A 19,652-nucleotide genomic window follows, 5' to 3' on the forward strand; every position below is an offset into this window, starting at 1 on the left:
TCGTCCGCCGGCCCGTCCGCGGCGTCCCGCAGCACCTCGCGGGTGAGTGCGGTGAGGGCGGCGCCGGGACCCAGCTCCAGGAACGTGGTCACGCCCTCGGCGGCGAGGGCGCGGATGCCGTCGCCGAACCGGACCGGCTGCCGGACGTGGTCGACCCAGTAACCGGCCGTGGTCAGGTCACCGGAGCCGGCCAGCCTGCCTGCGACGTTGGAGATCACTGGCAGGGTGGGCTCCGCGAACGTCAGCTCGGAGGCGACCTGCCGGAACGCCGGCAGCATCGGTTCCATCAGCGGCGAGTGGAACGCGTGGCTGACGGTGAGCCTGCTGGTACGCCGGCCCTGGGCCCGGAAGTGCTCCGCGATCGCGGTGACGGCGTCCTGCTCGCCGGAGACGACCACCGCGCGGGGGCCGTTGAGGGCGCCGAAGCCGACCGTCCCGGACAGCAGCGGCGCGACCTCCTCCTCGGAGGCCTCCACCGCGACCATGGCGCCGCCGGGCGGCAGATCCCGCATCAGCGTGCCGCGCGCCACCACCAGGGCGGCCGCGTCGGGCAGCGACAGCACCCCGGCGACGTGTGCCGCGGCGAGCTCGCCCACCGAGTGCCCGGCCAGCAGGTCCGGGCGGATCCCCCAGCTCTCGACCAGCCGGTACAGCGCGACCTCGATCGCGAACAGCGCCGGCTGGGTGTACGCGGTGACGGCGAGCGTCTCCGCCGGGCCGTCGAACACCAGCTCGCCCAGGGGACGGTCCAGGTGCCGGTCCAGGTGCGCGACCACCTCGTCGAAGGCGGCGGCGAAGGCGGGGAACGCGGCGTGCAGCCCTCGGCCCATGCCCGGGTACTGGCTGCCCTGCCCGGAGAACAGCACGGCCAGCTTTGCCGGCCCGCCGTCGGCGGTACGCCGGATCCGGCCGCGGATCACGCCTGCGGCCGGCTGGTTGTCCGCGAGCGCGCGCAGGCCGGCCCGCAGTGCGCCGCCGGTGCGCCCGATGACGACCGCGCGTTCCTCGAACGCCGTCCTGGTGGTCGCCAGCGCCACGGCCACGTCCACCGGATCCACCGTGCCCGCTGGATTGCCCGCTGGATTGCCCACTGGATTGCCCACCGGATTGCCCACCGGATTGCCCGCTGGATCCGTGCCCGCCGGCTCCGCAGGGGCATCCGCTGACTCCGCCGGACCGGGCTGCTCCGGGCGCGCGCTGTCGGGGCCGGCGTCGTCACCGCGCTGGTCGTCGACAGGCTGGTCCTCGGCGAGCTGGTCGGCAAGCTGGTCCGCGAGGCGCCCGGCGGCGGCGCGCAGGGCGTCCGTGCCCCGGGCGGAGACCACCCAGGGCACCACGGCGGAAACCGGCCGCGACACCACGGCCGGTTCTGAGGCGGTGTCCGTTTCCGCGGTGTCCGTTTCCGCAGTGGCGGCTTCCGCAGTGGCGGCCGGCTGTGAGGAGATAGCCGGTTGTGAGATGACGGTCGGTGGTGAGCTGACAGAGGGTGAGCTGCCAGAGCCGGCCGGACGGGCGGTCGGACGCCGCCCGGGCGCCGTCTCGGCGGGGTGGCCCGTTGCCGCAGGCGGCGCGGACACCACGACGTGGCAGTTCGTCCCGCCCATGCCGAAGGAGCTGACACCGGCGAGCGCCGGTCTGTCCCCGGCGGCCCGCGGCCACTCGGTCAGGGCGGTCTGCACCCGCAGGTTCAGCTCGTCGAGTGGGATGCGCGGATTCGGCCGGACGAAGTTCAGGTTCGGCGGGATCTCGCCGTGGCGCAGGCTCAGCGCCACCTTGAGCAGCCCGACGATGCCGGCGGCACCCTCGAGGTGGCCGACGTTCGTCTTGGCCGAGCCGACCAGCAGCGGCGAGCCGGCGGGCNGGCCGGCCGCGGCCGAGCACAGCGGCGAGGGCCGCCGCCTCGATCGGGTCACCCGCCGCCGTGCCGGTGCCGTGCAGCTCCACGTAGTCGACCGTGCGGGGGTCGACGCCGGCCTGCCGGTACGCCTCGCGCAGCGTCTCCGTCTGCCCCTTCAGCCCGGGGACCGTCAGACCCTCGGTGGCCCCGTCGTTGACGACGGCGCCGCCGCGGATGACGCAGTAGATCGGGTTGCCGGCCGCGAGCGCGCTGCGCAGCGGGCGCAGCACGACCACCCCGCCGCCCTCGCCGCGGACGTAGCCGTTGGCCCGCTCGTCGAAGGTGTAGGACCGGCCGTCCGGTGACAGCGCGCCGAAGCGCCAGGCGGCCAGGGTGCCCTCGGCGGTCAGGGCGAGGTTCACCCCGCCGGCCAGGGCGAGGTCGCTCTCGCCGCGGCGCAGGCTCTCCACGGCCAGGTGCACGGCGACTAGCGCGGACGACTGCGCCGAGTCGACCACCAGGCTCGGCCCGTGCAGGCCCAGCAGGTAGGACAGGTGGTTGGCGATGACGCCCCGGTTGATTCCGGTGATGCTGTGCCGGTTGAGAGCACCCGGCCCGCCGCGGTCCACCAGCGCCGCGTAGTCGTTCCAGGTGGCGCCGATGAACACCCCGGCACGGCTGCCGGCGAGCTGGCCTGGCACGATCCCGGCGTCCTCCAGCGCCTCCCAGCCGAGTTCCAGCGTCAGCCGCTGCTGCGGGTCCATCGCGGCGGCCTGGGCCGGGGAGAGCTCGAAGAAGGGCGCGTCGAAGGCGTCCACCCGGTCGAGGAAGCCACCGCGGCGGGGCATCCCGTCGAAGGCGGGGTCGGCCGGGATGGTCCACCGGCCGTCCGGGACGTCGGTGATCGCGTCCCGGCCCTCGCGCAGCAGCCGCCACAGCGCCGCGGGGTCGGGTGCCTGCGGCAGCCGACAGGCCAGGCCGACGACGGCGATGTCGTCCACGATGCCGTTCACGGCGCCGTCCACAGGGGCACCTCCGAGGTCACCCGCGGGGGCGTTCCGGCTGACGGAGCCGGTCTCGGCGGGGACGGCGGGGGGACGCCGGTGTCGAGGCCGGCGCCGTCGGCGGCGCCGTTGGGGGCACCCGTGGGAACGGGGCGGATCTGCTGGCGGTGCTCGGTACTCATCGGTGGGATCGCCTCTTGGATCGGTGGGATCGCCTCTTGAAGGGTGGGACGGCGAGGCCGGACACGTCGGCGCCGCCCGGCTCGGGGCGGCGCTGCGCGGCGTGTGCTACGGGGCGGAGCTACGGGGCGGAGCTACGTGGTGGAGCACGGGGCGGGATCGTGTGTTACGGAGTGGAGTCGAGGAGGTCCCGCAGCGCCTGCACCGTCCAGGCACGGGTCTCGGCGGCGTGCTGGGGGGCGCCGTGGACGTCGTCGTGTTCGAGGACCGCCAGGTCGCTCAGGTGCGTCCGCAGGAGCTGGACGTCGTGCGCCGGGATGATCTCGTCACGGGTGCTGGCCACGTAGCGTACGGGGACGTTGACGGCGGCAAGCTTCTGGTCGGACAGCGCGAATCCGGGCAGCAGGTCGGGCAGCCGCTCGACGTCGACGCCGGCCAGGTGGGCGAGGGTGTCGCGGGTCACGGGGGGCAGGGCGTTCTGCCAGGCCCGGTCGGTGAACAGGTGCCGTACCGGGGCGCCGGCGGTGACGATCCCGCGCAGGCGGGGATCCTCGACAGCCCAGCGCAGCGCGAGATGCCCGCTGAAGCTCAGGGCCAGCGCGAACGTCCGGGACACGTCGGCGGAGTCGGCCAGCGCGTCGAGGATCGCCGGGAATATCCGCCAGCTCTCCGGCGTGTACCGCAGGGTGTTCTCGCCCACGCCGGGCAGCTCGGTGACGACCGCGGCCAGGCCCAGCTCGGCCGCTGTGAGCAGGACGGTAACCCACTGTTCCTTGATGCTGACGATACCGCCAGTGATGATCAGTAACGGTCGTCGCTGGCCGCCGGCCAGGCTGTCGGGGCCGACCAGGCCGGTGGTCCAGGCACCGACGGTGCCGTTGCCGATCTTCAGGTCGAGGCGTTCCACGGCGGGCACCTCGTACCGCCACTCCTCGATGGTGCGCACGCAGTTCTCCAGGGCGTCCAGACGCGCGTTGCCGTCCACGAAGGGGAACCGGGCGAAGTTGTAGAAGGCGGCGGCGGTCAGCAGCTCACCTTCCGCCTCCCGCTCCTCGGCGGCCCGCGACCATTCGTAGACCCAGGACCCCGGGCCGACCCCGTCGTGGGAGATGCCGGCGGTCAGCGCCTGGTACTCCTGCGGGCCGATGCCCAGGGTCGCCGCGTGTGCGGCGACATGCCTTTTGAGCTCGTCGACGTCGCTCATCTATGCATCCCCTCCGCCTGACTGCTGTGCCTGCTGCGTGTGTGCCTGCTGCGTGGCCACACCGACGGGCGTGCGCCCGCCGGCTGGCTCGGNNNNGTGCGCCCGCCGGCTGGCTCGGTGCTCGTGGGCTCCGCGGTGTTCGTGGGCTGAGTGTTCGCGGGCCGCGTGGCGGCCGCGGGCCGCGAGGCGGCCGGGGCCACGGCCCACGGGAAGGTCTCCAGCCCCTCCTTGATCTCGGCGAGCACGTCCGCGGCCTCGGCGCCGTCGATCACCCGATGGTCGAAGGCCAGGCTGAGCCGCAGCACCGGGGCCACCACGACCCGGCCGTCGCGCGCGACCGGGCGATCGACGGTCCGGCCCAGCCCGAGGGTGATGGTGGTGCCGCCGACCGAGTGGAAGCTGTCCACCGGACGGTGGCCGAGGGAGGTGACGGCGACGGTGCCCCACACCGTCGGCCGGGTTTCCAGCGGCCGGACCACCCGGCGGAACGCCCGGGCCGCCTTCGTCCAGCTCCTGGCGGCGTGCAGCCGCCGCACCCCGCCGAACTCGGGCATCGTCGCCGGGTCGCCGTCCCGGAACCGTTCGACGTGCTGCTGGATCTCCGCCAGGCTGCGGCGCTCCAGGTCCGGCACGACGGTGGCCAGCACCACCCGGTGCCCGTCGATGGTCTTGTCCAGGGTGACCTTGCCGTGCACGGCCGGGTAGCGCGCCGTGCGGGGCCGGCGTCCGTCGAGGATCGCCGCGTTGGCCTCCGGATGGTTCGCCAGGACCCGCCCTGCGACGTAGAGCACGTAGGTCACCGTCGAGTGGCGGGCCTGTGAGTCCTGTGAGCGCAGCGCCCGCAGGCGGCTCATGTCCACCTCGGTGTCGAGGAAGACGGGCGCGAACCCGCGGGTCTCCCGCAGGAAGAAGAGGGTGTGCCGGCGCTGCCGGGCCAGCTCGGTGATGGTCATCGGCGTCACACCTTCTCCAGGGCGAATCCGGCCTGGATCCACTTGCTGGACTCGACGGCGATGCCGAGCACCCGGTCGCCGTCGGCGAGCTGGGGCAGCACCCGCTCGAGCTGCTGGAAGGGCAGGGCGTTGGCGTTGTTGCCGGTCTCGTTGACGCAGGTGACCTCGTGCATCCCGGGCACGTCGAGCCGGGCCATGATCCGGGCGGTCATGGTGCCGGACAGCTGCGGTGGCAGCACGTAGTCGACCTCGTCGGAGGACCAGCCGAGCTGCTTGAGCAGCTCGGCCAGGATCTCCTCGGCCATCACGGGCACCGACGCCTCGATGGCCTTGTAGTCCTCCCGCGCGCCGGTGCCCCCCGGCTGGCGCTGTGCCGGGCCGAACCACTCCAGGATCTGGCCGGGCGCGCGGCGCAGCCCGGTCAGCCGGGTGAACACGGTGCGCAGCGCGGTGGAGTCGCCGCGCGGCTCGGTGGTCAGCACGACGGCGCCGGCGCCGTCACCGAAGAGCGCGACGTTGACCATCTCGGCCGGTGGCAGGCTGCGCAGGTCGAGCTCCAGGTCGTAGTGTTTGGCGATCACGTCGCCGCCGAGGACCAGGGCGGTGCGGTGCCGGCCGGTGAGCAGCATCTGGCGGGCGACGTCGAGCGCCTGGAAGGCGCCGGCGCACCCGGACTGGAGCTGGTAGGTGGAGACACCGTCGATGCCGAGCCGGTCGGCGACCACGTTCACGGTGGCGGGCATCAGGTGGTCCGGGGTCGCCGTGCCCATCACCACGAGGTCGATGTCCTCGGCGGTGAACCCGGAGGTCTCCAGCGCCTGCCGGCCGGCGGTCTCGCCCAGGTCGGCCAGCGAGTACCGGACCTCGCCGGTGTCCAGGTCGACCGCGAGATGGCGGGTGCGGGTGCCGATGAAGGTGTCGACCCACTCCTCCCAGATCGGGTCCATCCCGAAGCGGCGGGCCAGGGCCGCGTTGTCGACAGGAGGGCCGGGCAGCGCCGTGCCGACGGCGGCGAGGTGGACATCGGGCGGGGTCATCGGGTTCCTTCCGGGTTGCTACGGCACAGCCGGGTCGAGGGTGGCGGGTGCGGTTCTGGCTCCCTCCGGTTCCGGGATGATGGCCGCCGGCGGTGGGACGGCATCGACGGCGTCGACGGCATCGACGGCGTCGGCGTCCGCGGCGCCGAACCAGCGGGTGAGCGCCGTGCGCAGGCCCGCGCCGTCGGGCGGGTCGCCGCGCCGCGCCACCCACGCCACCTGCCCGTCCGGCCGGACGAGGACGGCCGCCAGCCGCGCGAGCTCGTCGCCGGAACGGGCACCGTCGGCGGCCTCCGTGAGCCTGGCGACGACGGTGTCGACCCGGCCGGCCCAGCCTGCGCCGAGCCGGCTCGGTGAGAAGCCCACGGCGAGGTCCGCGCCGAAATCCGGGTCGAGGCCGGTGGCGGCGTCGAGGTGTGAGTCGGGGTCCGCGCTGAGGTCGAGCAGCACCCCGCGGGCCGGGTGCAGCAGGCGGGACGTGCTGGTCAGAGCCCCGTCCGCGGTGCGCAGCGCCCGGTCGGGCAGCCGCCGGCCCACCAGCGGGTGGTCGTCGCCAAGGTCGTAGCGCAGCCCCAGGCCGGTCACCTCCGCGGCCATCAGCCGGTTCGCGTCGGGCTCGGCGAAGACCCGCGTGAGCACCTCCCGCAGGGCGTCGACCGCGGGCCCGCCACTCATCAGCACGTCCTGTGCCTGGGTGAGACGCAGGACCGCGGCCACGGCCGGGTAGCGCTCGGCGTGGTAGGTGTCCAGCAGGCCGGCCGGTGCCCGGCCCCGCACCGTCGCGGCCAGCTTCCAGCCCAGGTTCACCGCGTCGGCGATGCCCAGTCCGAGCCCCTGCCCGCCGAACGGCGGGTGCACGTGGGCCGCGTCCCCGGCGAGCACGACCCGGCCGCGGACGCTCTCGGTCGCCTGCCGGGTGGCGTTGCCGAACCGGCTGACCCATATCGGGACGCCGCCGGACAGGTCGAGCCCGGCGACGCGGGCCGCGCCGTCGCGGATCTCCTCGAAGGCCGGCGCGGCCCCGCCCGGGGCGGGGACCCGGGCGAAGTCGCAGACGAACACCCGGGTGGTGTCCGCGTCCAGCAGCGTGAGCCCGACCCAGCCGCGCTCGTTGCGCACGAACGGGAACGGGGCGCGGGGCAGGGTCAGCAGCTGGCTGGCGGGCACCCCGCGGACGTCGGCGAGCAGCACCTCGGTGGTCGCCGGCGTGCCGGGGAAGGCGAAGTCGGCGGCCCGGCGGACCGTGCTGCGACCGCCGTCGCAGCCGACCAGGTAGTCGGCGTCGAGCTGGTAGGTGCCCGCCGGCCCGGCGACGAGCGCCCGCACGCCGCCCGGCGCCCGGGTGATCCCGACGACACGGTGCCCGCGCCGGATCCACGCGCCGAGCCCGGCCGCCCACTCGGCCAGCACCTGCTCGACCTCGGCCTGTCCGATCAGGGCGGCCGGCCGGTCGGTGTCGAGCGGGCGCAGGTCCAGCCCGCCGGCCAGCAGGGCGAAGTGCCCGGCGGCCGCCGGGCGCAGGCGGTCCCCGAACAGCTCCAGCAGGCCCCGCTGGTGCCACGCCGCCAGGGTGGCGGCGTAGACACCGGGCGCCCGGGACTGCCCGGTCGGTCGCTCGAGCGCTTCGAGGACGACGACCTCGACGCCGGCGAGGCGCAGCTCGCCGGCGAGCATGAGGCCGGTGGGGCCGGCACCGACGATGACGACGTCGGTACGCGCCACCCCGTCCGCCGCGGGGACGGGNCCCCGTCCGCCGCGGGGACGGGTGGGAAGGATGCGGTGGCGGTCGCCATCGTCTCAGACGGGTTGGGCCAGCGGCGCCGGCCGGACGGGTGCCACCTCTGCGAGCGCCGGGAGCACCTCCGCGGCGAACAGCTTCGCCGAGGCGAACGCGGCGTCGGACGGCAGCGCGCCGAACTGGAAGGCGGCGTTGACGTAGCTGACCCCGGCCTCGGCGAACTCGACGAACTGGGCCAGTACCTCCTGCGGGCTGCCGCCGACGAGACGGTCGCGGGCCAGCGCCTCGTCCGCCGGGTCGACCGTGCCCAGCAGCCCGGGGACGACCCCGTCGACGGGCACCCCGCCCTGCGCCAGCGCGCGGGACGCGCCGAGCTGGCGGGCCACCTCGCGGACGGCCGCCCGGTGGGCGTCCGGGTCCGTGCCGACGAACACGAACCGGTTCGCGGAGAACTCCGTGTCGGTGGCGCCCGGCGGTGCCTGGTCCGCCAGGCTGTCGATGAACCGCCGCCGCTGGGCGAGGTCGGCCGGCGACGACAGCGCGAGCCCGAGGTGGTGGAAGCCGTGCCGGACCGCGAAGGNGGTCTGCACCGGCCGCGGCAGCACCGTGACGGTGGTGTCGATGTGGTAGTGCCGGCCGGTGAAGCTCGTCTCCGAGCGGGTCAGCAGCTGCAGGATGAGCTCGACCGACTCTTCGAAGACCTCACGGCTGTCGGCGAGGTCCCGGCCGAAGCCGTGGAACTCGTGCGGCTGGTAGCCGCGCCCGATGCCGAGGTCGACCCGGCCGTCGCTGACGGCGTCCAGCGTGGACACGTCGGCGACGAGACGCACCGGATCCCACAGCGGAAGCACGAGGATGCCGGTGCCCAGCCGCAGGTCGGGGGCGATCGCAGCCGCCTTGGTGAGCAGCAGCAACGGCGAGGCGCTCAGGCTGTAGCTGGAGAAGTGGTGCTCCGTGATCCAGATACCGGTGAAGCCTTTGTCGTTGGCCCATTCGACCTGGTCGAAGAAGTCCCGGTACTTCTCCCGGGTCGACTCCTGGTCAATGGCGGTCGAGGGGCTGAGGTAGTTGATGCCAACGCGCACTTCCGGCTCCGTTTCGGCAGGGGGAGGGGTCGGCCGTGAGACCTATCATCACGGCGTTTCCTAGTGGCTTCCTTGCCGGCTTCTAAAGTGAGTGGGCCGCCTCCGTGATTGTGCTGGGGGAGGCACGGAAACGCGATTCTGAAGCGCCGGCAAAAGCTGGCGAAGGTCGTTCTTAAGTGTTCTTGTGGACGGTTCGGGGAAACATTACCGTTGCTTCCGTTCTACTGTCCCGGACCGTTCGACCACAGTCGACCGCCGTGTTGGAGGCCGTCTTGTCTGTTGATCTTGAAGATGCCCCGTCTTTTCCGGTGCCCCGGACCGTCCCCTACCAGCCGCCGGAGTCCTACCGTCAGATCAGCAGCCGCGGCCCGTTGAACAAGGTCACGTTGTGGGACAAGCGCAGGGTGTGGCTGGTGACCGGGTACGCGCAGGGCCGTCGGCTGCTCAGCGACCCGAAGCTGTCCGCGGACCGCACCCGCCAGGAGTACCCCACGATGGCGCCGCACCTGGGGGCCCAGGCCGCCCGGAAGCTGGTGCTGGTGGGGGAGGACCCGCCGATCCACGACATCCACCGCCGCCTGCTCAACCCCGAGTTCAGCCTCAAGAAGGCGCGGGCGCTGGCACCGCGCATCCAGGAGCTGGTGGACGGGCTCATCGACGACATGCTCGCCGCCGGCCCGACAGCCGACCTGGTCCAGAGCTACGCGCTGCCGATCCCGTCGCTGGTGATGTCCGAGCTGGTCGGGGTGCCCTACGAGGACCACAAGTTCTTCCAGGCCGCCACCGCCGGGGTGATGCAGGCCCGGGAACCGGCCGAGACCGAGGCGGCCGGCGCCCAGCTCGCGCAGTACCTGGGCACGCTGGTCGAGCGCAACCTCACCGAGCCCGGTGACGGGGTGATCGGCCGGCTGGTCCACTATGTGCAGGCCGGCACCATCACCGCCGCGGAACTGACCCAGCTTTCCATGGTGCTGATGATCGCCGGGCTGGAGACGACATCGTCGATGATTCCGCTCGGGGTGGTCACCCTGTTCGCCCATCCCGAGCAGCTGGCCGCTTTCATCTCCGGCGAGGTGCCGGTACAGACAGCGGTGGAGGAACTGCTGCGCTACCTGGCCGTCACCGACTTTGCCGCGGTCCGTTGGGTCACCGACGACATCGAGATCGACGACGTCGTGATCCGGGCCGGTGACGGCATCGTGGTGTCCTCGACAATGGTGAACCGGGACGAGTCGGTGCACGCCGACCCGCACGTCTTCGACATCTCCCGGGGCAACCGTCAGCACCTCACCTTCGGCTACGGCATTCACCAGTGCCTGGGCCAGAACCTGGCCCGGCTGCAGCTGGAGACCGCCTATCGCACGCTGTTCGCCCGTATTCCGGGGCTGCGGCTGGCCGTGCCGTTCGAAGACCTGCGGATGCGCTCCTCCGGCACCATGCAGGGACTCGAGTCGCTGCCGGTCACGTGGTGACCAGGGCGGCCGACGGCCCCGCCCCGGTCCCGTCGCCCGACAACGGGCGGATACGGGTGCGCGCCGACCGGGAGCGCTGCATCGGCGCCGGGCTGTGCGTGCTGACCGCCCCGGAGGTGTTCGAGCACGACGACGACGAAGGTCTCGTGATCATCCTGGAGGCGACGCCCGCGGCGCACCACCGGGACAACGTCGAGCTGGCCCGCAGGCTGTGCCCGGCGGGTGTGATCTCTGTCGAACCGGCCTGAGCGCAAGCACGGCCGGGCCGGCCAGATCGGCCGCCGCCCGCCCTGGACGGACCTGACGCAGGCTGTAATGGAATGGGCGACCGAACAAGCCTGCCGTCGCCCGCCCGGGGCGAGCCGGCGGCCCCTGGGGCAGGACCCGTTTCCTTCGGAGGGAGGAACCTGCCCCAGCCCGCGGGGCGCCTGTCGGTGCTGGTAGTGATGCCGGCGCCGCGGGCACTCCGCGGGCGCTCCGCGGCCCCGCGCAGGGTGTCGTATGCGGATCGCGTGTTGTCAGCCGCTGTTTCTCATACGCCGTCGGCGTCCCGCTCCGCCGTGACCTCCCGCTCCGCTGTGACGTCGCCGAGCTGCGACATCAGCCGGGCCAGGGCTGCCCGGGAGGGGATCCCGAGCTTGCGGTAGATACGGGTCAGGTGCAGTTCGACGGTCCGCGGGCTGAGGTTCAGCTCGTCGGCGATCTCCTTGTTCTTCCGGCCGGTGCCGGCGACGTACGCGATCTCGCGTTCGCGGCCGGTGAGTGAGGCGAGCAGCGGGTGTGCCGGCCCGTCCGCGGGCCGGTGTGGGGTGGTGGGCCGAGGCCGTTGCCCCATCGCCGTCGGCAGCCACGCCAGCCCCCGTCCCAGCAGGAGGAACGGCGGCAGCACGGTCCGGCCGGTGGGTACGGCCAGCGCGGCGCCCCGGTCGCAGTGACGCTCGGCGTCATAGCGACACCCCAGGCATGCCTCCACCCAGGCCAGCAGCGGGACGATCTCCAGGCAGGTGGCGAGTTCAGCGTCGCTCAGCCTGTCCACCGCGGTGGCGGACGCGCAGGCCCAGGTCCGGGCGGTGGTGGTCTCGGCGGCGAAAACGGCCCGCTGCGCGTGTACCGCGTGTAATCCAGCCACCGCCAAGGTGTCACCATCGGTGATCGCTCGGGCGACGAGATCGACCTGGTCCGCCGAGGGCGGCTTCTCACCGACCATCGCCAGCAGCCCCAACGTCGCGAGCAACGAGACCTTTTCCACCGTTGGCGCGGCCAGGGAAGCCGTCAGCGCCCGCGCGAGCAGGTCGCCGCCCGCCGCCCGTCGTCCCAGCAGACATTCCCGCAGGGCGGCGGATCGATTTTCCCGGAAACGTTCCTGTCGCTGCCGTGACGACCAGTCAGCCCCACCGGTCGGCGTGCCGGCCATCACTCCGCTGATCATTGTGACCTGCTTCCGTCCATGTTGCCGCGGCCGGATGTATCCCACCGCGTTCGGACTTCCACCCCGAACCCCGTGCGGAGCCGTGGATCAATGGTCGGACCGGAGCGCTGATTTTGGTGAAACGACCCCGGTTCTGTCTGGGCGGTCGGGCCCGATCCCGGACCGGGGCCGACACTTCGGTGCGCCTTGCTCCGTCCCCTCGGGTAACGGAGAATAACGACCGACGATGTTCGTACGCGATCCGATGCTGAGAACCGGTTTCCCCGGCCCGGTATCGGGCACCTGGATCGGCGTCACGGCGGACCGCCACAGCATCGTGTCACCACTGACACGGAGTTATGGTGCCCGGAATTCTGGTCGACTGCCATCCGGTCTGCCCGGATGTGTCGAGTAAAACAATTAGTTGCCTACAAACAGCCAATGTCGAGCCTACCAGCCGTCATGACGGCGTCAAGTGAATGCGGGCAGTAACTACTGGCAGGTCCGGACGCCGGGACGGCAACGGCTCCGGAGGGGGCCGACAGGGGCGAAGACGCCGCCTGTGCGGGTCGAAGTTCATAGGCTAAGGAGTCTGGTCGAGGCAGGGAGGTTTCGCATGGGTGGCGGCGCGCATGAGTGACCTGGCGGAGGCCACCGGGCGGCCGATGCGCTCCCACGCACGGCGCAATCGGGAGCGGATCCTCGCCGTGGCCAGGGAGGCCATGACCAGCCAGGACGACGAGATATCCCTCAACGAGGTGGCTCGGCGCGCGGGTGTCGGCATCGGCACGCTGTTCCGGCATTTCGCCAGCCGGGAGGCGCTGTTGGAGGCGCTGGTGCACGACCGCACCACCGCCATCTGCGCAGAGGCGGACCGGCTGCTGGAGTCCGAGGCCCCGGGTACCGCCCTGATCACCTGGCTGTCCGATCTGATGGCGTACGTGGCTACCTATCGTGGTGTCGCAGCCGCCCTGCTCAACGGACCCCGCGACGCGCGGTCCGCGCTGCACCGCTCCTGCAAGAACGTGGACAACGCCGCCGCGGCGCTGCTCACCCGGGCCCAGCACGCCGGGGAGGTCCGCGCGGACATCGGGGTCGACGAGGTGATCGCCCTGGTCAGCGCCATTGCCTGGGTCCGGGAGCAGGCACCGGAGCGCGCCGGTCAACTGGAGGCGCTGATGTCGATTATTGCCACCGGCCTCCGGTCACCCAGTGTTATTGCTTTCTGACTCACTCGGCTCTTGCAAACTGGAGCATCACACCGGTACGGTGCGGACGTCGACACACCGGGCTGGGCTGGGAGGACGCGGCGGATGAGGTGCGGCGTCACAGCCCGTTTCCGCCGGTGTAATGCCGGCCATTCGTACGCCGTCCCGCGGTCGCAGGCCGCAAATCTGTTCCGGCGTCGCCACGTCGACTTCGGCACAGTGGTGAGTGCTTCCTGTCCGGCGGCACACCTCCCCTTGTCGCCGAGCCGCTCCTTCGGCTCCCACCGATAATCCAGCCCCTTCAGCGGCGGACCCATGCCGTGGGTCCGTTCCCCGTGTGCCGAACGGGTGTGGAGTGTTTGGCGTCTGATTCCAGATCCGTTGCTTTTTTGTGTCGTTCTGCGGAACAACAGGGGAATTTTCACCACGATGCCCGGTGATCATCTCTTCCTGCCCGCCGAGGTGTTCCGGTCCGTCTGGGGGCCGTTGCCCCGCCGGTCCAGGTGCGCGGCGCATCCCGGGCGCCGCGAGGTGCGCCCGGGTACAGGTGTGCCCGGACACAGGCGTGTTCGGGCCCGCGGGCGCGCTCGGGTGTACAGAGCGTGCCTGGGGTATCGCTGTGACGCCGAGCGTCACCGCGACCGGGGCGCCGCGCTGGCCGTACCCACCGGCCGGACCGTGCTGCCGCCGTTCCTCCTGCTGGGACGGGGGCTGGCGTGGTTGCCGACGGCCTGGCCACCGACAGGGTGGCTGCCGACGGCGTGGCCGCCGACGGCGATGGGGCAACGGCCTCGGCCCACCACCCCACACCGGCCCGCGGACGGGCCGGCACACCCGCTGCCCGCCTCACTTACCGGCTACCTCGCTCATCGGCCGCGAATGCGAGATCGCGTACGTCGCCGGCACCGGCCGGAAGAACAAGGAGATCGCCGACGAGCCGAATCCCAGCCCGCGGACCGTCCAGCTGCGCCTGGCCCGTATCCACCGCACGCTCGCAGGTCCCCTCCCGGGCGGCTCTGGCCCGGCTGATGTCGCGTCGGCGGCGTCACAGCGGTGCAGAACTTCAGACATGAATAAGAAACAATGTGTCCTCCGTTACCACTTCCAGGCCGAGAATTCGTGAACGGATATGGGGTTCCTCCGATGCCGGGAGTGGATGAGTATGTGAGACTGGGCGGAACGGGGGCCAGTCGACTGCGGTCGACGAAATCCACTCGTCTGCGGAGGTCTGATCCCATGTTCCAGTTGCTGGGCCCGTTGCGGATAATTGAGAACGATCGGGTGGCGTCTATCAACGCTCGGAAGGTGGCGACGCTTCTTGCGGTTTTTCTCATAAAGGCGAACGAGGTGGTCTCGACGGAACAGCTCGTCGCGGAACTGTGGGGTTACTCACCTCCGCGCCGGGCTGTCGCCGGACTACACGTCTATGTTTCGCAGCTGCGCAAGTTCCTCGCCGCCAACGGTCGGGACTGCTCCGACCTGGTGACCCGTTCACCGGGCTATCTCATGCGGGTCGGCCCGGACGAGCTGGATCTGCTGGAGTTCCTGCGGCTGCTCGACGAGGGACGGGCGGCCTTCCGGGTGGGTGACTACGAGTCGGCCTCCACGTCCCTGACCGGCGGGCTGGAGCTGTGGCGCGGCCGGGTCCTGGAGGACCAGCGCGGGGGCGAGATCGTCGACGGTTTCGTCGCCTGGCTCGACGAACTGCGGCTGGAATGCTACGAGAATCTGGTCGAATGCGACTTCCGGCTCGGCCGGCACCGGGAACTGGTCGGCCTCCTGCGGAATCTGGTCGCCGAATACCCGCTGCACGAGGTGTTCTATCGCCAGCTCATGCTGGCCCTGCACCGCAGCGGCCGGCGGGCCNGCCGGCGGGCCGCCGCGCTGCAGGTCTACCAGCGTGCCCGGCACACCATTGTCGCCGAACTTGGCCTTGAGCCGGGCCGCGCCGTACGCGAACTGCACCAGGCCATCCTGGTGGACGACTGATGCCTGGTGGACGACTGATGCCTGGTGGACGATCGAGGCCTGATGGACGACCGAGGCGGGAACAGTGGTCATGGTCCCCGACCGTGTCACAGGTCGACGAACTGAAGGCTGAAATCGGTGAGCTTCGTGCCCCGTACCTCCTCCGGCGGAATGGCCGCCTCGATCGCGGCCAGTTCCTCGTCGGTCAGGGTGATGCTGACGGCGGCGAGGTTCTCCAGCAGATGGTCCTGCCGGCGGGTACCCGGGATCGGCACCACGTCCGGGCCTCGGTGGGCGAGCCAGGCCAGCGCGAGCTGACCGGCGGTGACCCCTCGCTCGGTGGCGATCGCGGCCAGCCGGTCCACCAGGGCGAGATTGTGCGGCAGGTTCTCGGCGGTCAGCCGCGGCTGCGCGAGAAAGCGGAAGTCGTCCGGCCCGAACACGTCGCGGCTGCGGTACCGGCCGGTGAGGAAACCCCGGCCCAGCGGGGCGTTGGCGACGATGCCGATGCCCAGCTCGCGGGCGGTCGGAGCGACATCCTCCTCGATACCGCGGGTCCACACCGACCATTCGCTCTGCAGCGCCGTGATCGGATGCACCGCGTGCGCCCGCCGCAGCGTCCCCGCACCCACCTCGGACAGCCCCAGATAGCGGACCTTGCCGGCCTCGACCAGCTCGGCCAGCGCGCCAACAGTGTCCTCGATCGGCACCTTGGGGTCCAACCGGGCCAGGTAGTAAAGATCGACGTGGTCGACGCCGAGCCGGGTCAGTGACGCGTCGATCGCCTCCCGCACGTACTCCCGGTCACCCCGCACCTCCTGGCCGATGCCGTTGTCCGCTCGGCGGACCCCGAACTTCGTCGCCACCGCCACCTCGCCACGCCGGCCGGCGATGGCCTGGCCGATCAGCCGCTCGCTGTGGCCGTGGCCGTAGACGTCGGCCGTGTCGAGCAGGGTCACGCCGAGATCGAGTGCGCGCCGGATGGTCGCCAGCGACTCGGCGTCGTCGGTCGGCCCGTAGAACTCGCTGATGCCCAGGCCACCCAGCCCCTGTGCGCTTACCTCGAGCTTGCCGAGATAGCGGGTGGGCAGATCCGCCATGTTGTGTGCTCCGTTCTGTCCTGAACGCTGTCCGGAACCGTTTCGTCAGATTCGCCGGGCCCGGCTTCCGTGGTGCTTTCTGCTCCGCACAGCCAGCGTGGTCCCAGCTGCTTAAGCACTCCCAAACCGCGGGGGATGCCACCGGTCCGGATACGCGGGCCGGCCCGGAAGACAGCCCGGGAGACGATGTGACGGACAGCGATATCGATATTCAGCCGTCTCCGCGGGCCGCGGCCCTGTCACCCGCCACTTCGTACCGGCGGTCACCGATATGGGCCGTCGGATGCTTCCGGGTGGACCGGGAAAGGATCGGGAATGTCGTCGAGTCCGCGCCACAGCCCGCGTTCGGCCGGGCTGGGGACGCGCTCGGCCGGTACCCGCTCGGGATGGCCGGGCGGGGTCGACGGGCAGGGCCGGTTCTCGACGGGCCCGACCGGCGGCCGGACCGGGCATCCCGTCCAGACGAACACGGCCGTCTCGCCCACCAGCACCAGCGTCGAGCCGGTCCAGCGCAGGGCTGCCCGCGCACCGGTGAGCAGCCGCCGCAGGTGGCGTCCGAACAGCCACGTCGAGTCCGCCTGGCGGGAGACAGCAGGCGGGTGGACGGGCAGCCGCCGCTGGCGGCCGGNNGCCGCCGCTGGCGGCCGGACGGCGTGCGTGGGCTGGTCATGGCAGGGTTTTCCGCCCTCTTCTCCGGGCGACGAAGCGTGGCCGCCGCGCCGTACACAACCGATCGTGACCTGACCGATCATGCGGCAGCGCGCTGAAGCCCGGCTTGACCGCCCGCGGGTCCCGGCGCCCGCCCTGCTCTCCGGGCCGCCCGACCGCGGCGACCGTGTGCCTGTGATCGTCGGCCCGCTGCTGTGGTCTCGGCTCCTGGTTCGACACCCGGCCGCACCGACAGAGCCCTGTCGTGCGGGCCTGCGACCGGCGCCGGCGGACCGGACACCCACGGTGTTCCTGCCGCACCGATCCGGTTCCTTCTCGAGGGGACCAGCCGTAGTCTCTTCTGCACGTATGGTTGGCGGCGGCCCGCTCGGGTGATCCGTACGGTACGGGCCCGCATCTCGTGGGCCAGACGTGTCGGGGGATGTCGGATCCGTCCGATAGAAACGTCCTGTCCGTGACGGGTGCCTGCGCGTGGGGAGACACAGTGGTCGGGTACGACGAAAAGGTGAAGGCGCGGTCGCTGCACCTTTTGGACTACCTGGCCGCGCTCGCGCTGGAGCTGTCGACGAAACCGAAACGGCGGCTGACGGATTACGACTCGCCGCTGACCCGGCCGCGTGACGTCCCGACGCACCCGGCGGTCGCCCTGGGCCCGAGCGCGACCCGGTCGTCCTGGCTGCGGGTGGGCAAGGCGGTGGAGCCGCCACCGCCGGTGCTACCGGCCCGGCTGGCGGACCACCTGCCGGGTGTCACGGTCGATCTGCCCGACCCGCCGGCGCTGCCAGCGGATTTCGAGGAGGCCTGCGCACGTGACGGTGAGGACCCACAGCGCCTGCGGGCCGAGCTTTCCACCTGGATAACGCAGCAGTGGGAGCCATGGGCGAACACCGCCCGTCCCGCGCGGTCCGCCCGGCTGCTCTACCAGCGGCTGTACGACCTGCGGCTGCGGCTGGCCCGGGACAGCGCCACCCACGAACTGGTGTGGGGGCACGGCGTTCTGTCCTGGGCGCCGGGTGAGCACCTTATCGATCATCCGCTGCTCGTCACCCCCCTGGCGATCGAGCTGGATCCCGACAACGGGGACCTGAGCGTGCTGCCGGACGGCTATCCCGGTGTCGAGACCGACCCGTTGCACGGGCTGGGGATCGCCGCGCTCGAGGAGCTGGGCGCGCTGCGCGACGCCGTCCGGGCGAGCCCGCCGGACCTGTGGAGCGAGGACGGGCTGACCGAGGTGTACCGGCAGATCGTCGCCCCGCTGGGCCTCGACGCCGAGCTTCTCCTCGGCCGGCGGGGCCCGTTGGCCGACCATGTCCCGCCGCCGGCGGCCTCGCCCGTGCTGGTGGACACCTGGGTGCTGTTCGTCCGTCCCCGTCCAGCGCTCTACCAGCGGTTCTACGCCGAGCTCCGGCAGGTTCTCACCGAGCGTGACGTGCTGCCGGAAGCGCTTGCCGCGGTCGTGGACAACGAGAACGCCGGCCGGCTCCCGGGCGCAACCGCGACAGCCGACGACGATGCCGGTGCCGCCGCCGGTCCGCTTGGGCGGCGGCTGCTGATGCCGCTGCCCACCAACGACGAGCAGGAACGCATCGCCAGCCAGCTCGAACGGTCCCGTGGGGTGACGGTGCAGGGCCCGCCGGGCACGGGCAAGAGCCACACGATCGCGAACCTCGTGAGCCATCTCGTCGCCCATGGCAGGCGGGTGCTGGTCACGGCACACAACGAGCAGGCCCTTGCCGTGCTCCGGGACAAGATCCCGGCCGAGCTGCGTGACCTGTCGATCGCGGTGCTCGGCTCCACCTCCGCGGCCCTCGGCGAGCTCCGCGCCTCCGCGCAGATGATTATGGACGCGGTGTCGAGCATCGACGAGGGGGTCGAGCGTGCGACGGTCGACGCGCTGCTGACGGACCTCGACGCCGCGCACGCCGAACGGCGCGGGCTGGAGCTGCGGCTGGTCGACCTGCTCGCGGCCGAGGCCGCGGAGTTTCCCCTCGCCGACGGGCCGGCGAAGGCCGCCCGGGTGGCCGACTGGCTCGCCAGCCANCCGACTGGCTCGCCAGCCACGAAACCGAGTGGGACCGCATACCGGACCGGCTCACCGAACATCAGCGTCCCCCGCTGTCGGTGGCCGAACTCGACGAACTGATCCGGTGCGCCGCCATCCCCGCGGCGGACGCGGCCGCGGCCCGCCACGACCTGCCGGCCCGGGGAAGCCTGCCGTCAGCCGGCCAGCTCGCCGAGCAGTACCGGCGGCTCGACAAGCTGCGCGACGACCTCGCCGACCTGGAGGCCCAGGGCGCCTCCTTCACCGCGGTGGACACGTTGGGCGGCGACGCTCTCGCCGACCTTCTCGCCGCGGTCCGCGCGGCGACGGCCCGTGTCACCGCCGCCGAGCAACCGTGGCTGGCGGCCGTGCGCGCGCAGGTCGCGCAGTCGCGGGCATACGCGGGCCTCTGGGCGGAGCAGGCCGAACAGCTCGCTACCGAGACCCGGACGATCGTGGAGCTGCGCCGGGCGACCTTCGGCCGGACGGTCGTCGTCGCGGAGGGTGATCCCCGCGTCCAGGAGGCGACGCTCAACGATCTTGCCGAGAGGTTCGCCGCCGGCCGGGGCGTGCCCCGGGTGGGCGGTCGGGAGCTGCGGGCCTTTCACGCAGCCACCCGCGTCGACGGCTTCGAGCTGCGCACGGTCGACGACGTCGAGACGGTCCGGGCGAAGATCCGCGAGCGGACAACCGTCACCGCCGCCGGACGTCGTTACCACGATCTGGTCGGTACGGTCGGCGGGCCGCC

General features: G+C 72.1%; 16 protein-coding genes and 1 pseudogene (1 of these 17 only partly in view). 5 read left to right on the forward strand and 12 right to left on the reverse strand.

Annotation, left to right across the window (positions count from 1 at the left end):
* From FrCorBMG51_RS33745 to FrCorBMG51_RS11825, 8 genes and pseudogenes are all read right to left on the reverse strand, one after another.
* Positions 1–1,913, reverse strand: the 5' portion of a protein-coding gene (locus FrCorBMG51_RS33745) for an acyltransferase domain-containing protein (RefSeq protein ID WP_086055398.1). Its footprint begins 55 nt before the window's first position; only the first 1,913 of its 1,968 coding nucleotides appear in the window; it begins with the start codon at positions 1,911–1,913; the stop codon falls past the left edge of the window.
* 7 nt (positions 1,914–1,920) lie between these two features.
* Positions 1,921–2,862 (reverse strand): annotated as a pseudogene (locus FrCorBMG51_RS34650) (beta-ketoacyl [acyl carrier protein] synthase domain-containing protein); the annotation flags it as partial.
* The gene (locus FrCorBMG51_RS31115; protein ID WP_157180475.1) at positions 2,847–3,023 is read right to left on the reverse strand and encodes a hypothetical protein; all 177 of its coding nucleotides are present in this window, start codon (positions 3,021–3,023) and stop codon (positions 2,847–2,849) included. The pseudogene FrCorBMG51_RS34650 and the gene FrCorBMG51_RS31115, both read right to left, overlap by 16 nt.
* Before the next feature lie 164 nt (positions 3,024–3,187).
* On the reverse strand, positions 3,188–4,225 hold the full coding sequence (locus FrCorBMG51_RS11805) for an alpha/beta hydrolase (protein WP_047223137.1): 1,038 nt from the start codon (positions 4,223–4,225) through the stop codon (positions 3,188–3,190).
* The gene (locus FrCorBMG51_RS11810) at positions 4,222–5,178 is read right to left on the reverse strand and encodes a 2-oxo acid dehydrogenase subunit E2 (protein ID WP_086055410.1); all 957 of its coding nucleotides are present in this window, start codon (positions 5,176–5,178) and stop codon (positions 4,222–4,224) included. Before FrCorBMG51_RS11810 ends, FrCorBMG51_RS11805 begins: the two co-directional genes overlap by 4 nt.
* 5 nt (positions 5,179–5,183) lie before the next feature.
* Positions 5,184–6,215 carry a 3-oxoacyl-ACP synthase III family protein gene (locus FrCorBMG51_RS11815; RefSeq protein WP_047223138.1) on the reverse strand — a complete coding sequence of 344 codons (1,032 nt, stop codon included), beginning with the start codon at positions 6,213–6,215 and terminating at the stop codon, positions 5,184–5,186.
* A gap of 18 nt (positions 6,216–6,233) precedes the next feature.
* The gene (locus FrCorBMG51_RS11820) at positions 6,234–7,937 is read right to left on the reverse strand and encodes an FAD-dependent monooxygenase (protein WP_052914595.1); all 1,704 of its coding nucleotides are present in this window, start codon (positions 7,935–7,937) and stop codon (positions 6,234–6,236) included.
* A 75-nt stretch (positions 7,938–8,012) separates the two neighbouring features.
* Positions 8,013–9,038, reverse strand: a complete 1,026-nt coding sequence (locus FrCorBMG51_RS11825) for an LLM class flavin-dependent oxidoreductase (protein ID WP_047223139.1) — start codon at positions 9,036–9,038, stop codon at positions 8,013–8,015.
* A gap of 308 nt (positions 9,039–9,346) precedes the next feature.
* On the opposite strand from FrCorBMG51_RS11825, the gene FrCorBMG51_RS11830 reads away from it, so the two are divergent.
* Positions 9,347–10,510, forward strand: a complete 1,164-nt coding sequence (locus FrCorBMG51_RS11830; protein ID WP_200902415.1) for a cytochrome P450 — start codon at positions 9,347–9,349, stop codon at positions 10,508–10,510.
* Positions 10,507–10,758 (forward strand): ferredoxin, encoded by a 252-nt coding sequence (locus FrCorBMG51_RS11835; protein WP_083731083.1) that lies wholly within the window; start codon positions 10,507–10,509, stop codon positions 10,756–10,758. Before FrCorBMG51_RS11830 ends, FrCorBMG51_RS11835 begins: the two co-directional genes overlap by 4 nt.
* A 284-nt stretch (positions 10,759–11,042) precedes the next feature.
* On the opposite strand, the gene FrCorBMG51_RS31120 is transcribed toward FrCorBMG51_RS11835, so the two are convergent.
* Positions 11,043–11,939: a helix-turn-helix transcriptional regulator gene (locus FrCorBMG51_RS31120; RefSeq protein WP_047223140.1), complete on the reverse strand. Its 897-nt coding sequence runs from the start codon at positions 11,937–11,939 to the stop codon at positions 11,043–11,045.
* A 611-nt stretch (positions 11,940–12,550) separates the two neighbouring features.
* On the opposite strand from FrCorBMG51_RS31120, the gene FrCorBMG51_RS11845 reads away from it, so the two are divergent.
* Positions 12,551–13,147, forward strand: a complete 597-nt coding sequence (locus tag FrCorBMG51_RS11845) for a TetR/AcrR family transcriptional regulator (RefSeq protein WP_235433510.1) — start codon at positions 12,551–12,553, stop codon at positions 13,145–13,147.
* A gap of 1,215 nt (positions 13,148–14,362) precedes the next feature.
* The gene (locus FrCorBMG51_RS11850) at positions 14,363–15,115 is read left to right on the forward strand and encodes an AfsR/SARP family transcriptional regulator (RefSeq protein WP_047223141.1); all 753 of its coding nucleotides are present in this window, start codon (positions 14,363–14,365) and stop codon (positions 15,113–15,115) included.
* An 86-nt stretch (positions 15,116–15,201) separates the two neighbouring features.
* On the opposite strand, the gene FrCorBMG51_RS11855 is transcribed toward FrCorBMG51_RS11850, so the two are convergent.
* Positions 15,202–16,194: an aldo/keto reductase gene (locus tag FrCorBMG51_RS11855; protein WP_047223142.1), complete on the reverse strand. Its 993-nt coding sequence runs from the start codon at positions 16,192–16,194 to the stop codon at positions 15,202–15,204.
* 263 nt (positions 16,195–16,457) lie between these two features.
* The gene (locus FrCorBMG51_RS11860) at positions 16,458–16,946 is read right to left on the reverse strand and encodes a DUF6059 family protein (RefSeq protein ID WP_047223143.1); all 489 of its coding nucleotides are present in this window, start codon (positions 16,944–16,946) and stop codon (positions 16,458–16,460) included.
* Between the two features lie 1,469 nt (positions 16,947–18,415).
* Between FrCorBMG51_RS11860 and FrCorBMG51_RS34655 the strand changes: the two genes are divergently transcribed.
* The gene (locus tag FrCorBMG51_RS34655) at positions 18,416–19,006 is read left to right on the forward strand and encodes an AAA domain-containing protein (protein WP_476742151.1); all 591 of its coding nucleotides are present in this window, start codon (positions 18,416–18,418) and stop codon (positions 19,004–19,006) included.
* 74 nt (positions 19,007–19,080) lie between these two features.
* Here FrCorBMG51_RS34655 and FrCorBMG51_RS25125 read toward each other — a convergent pair whose 3' ends face one another.
* Complete coding sequence (locus FrCorBMG51_RS25125) at positions 19,081–19,623, reverse strand: hypothetical protein (RefSeq protein WP_157180476.1); 543 nt, start codon at positions 19,621–19,623, stop codon at positions 19,081–19,083.
* Positions 19,624–19,652 lie beyond the last annotated feature (29 nt).

This window comes from Protofrankia coriariae (assembly GCF_001017755.1).
GTDB lineage: Bacteria > Actinomycetota > Actinomycetes > Frankiales > Frankiaceae > Protofrankia > Protofrankia coriariae.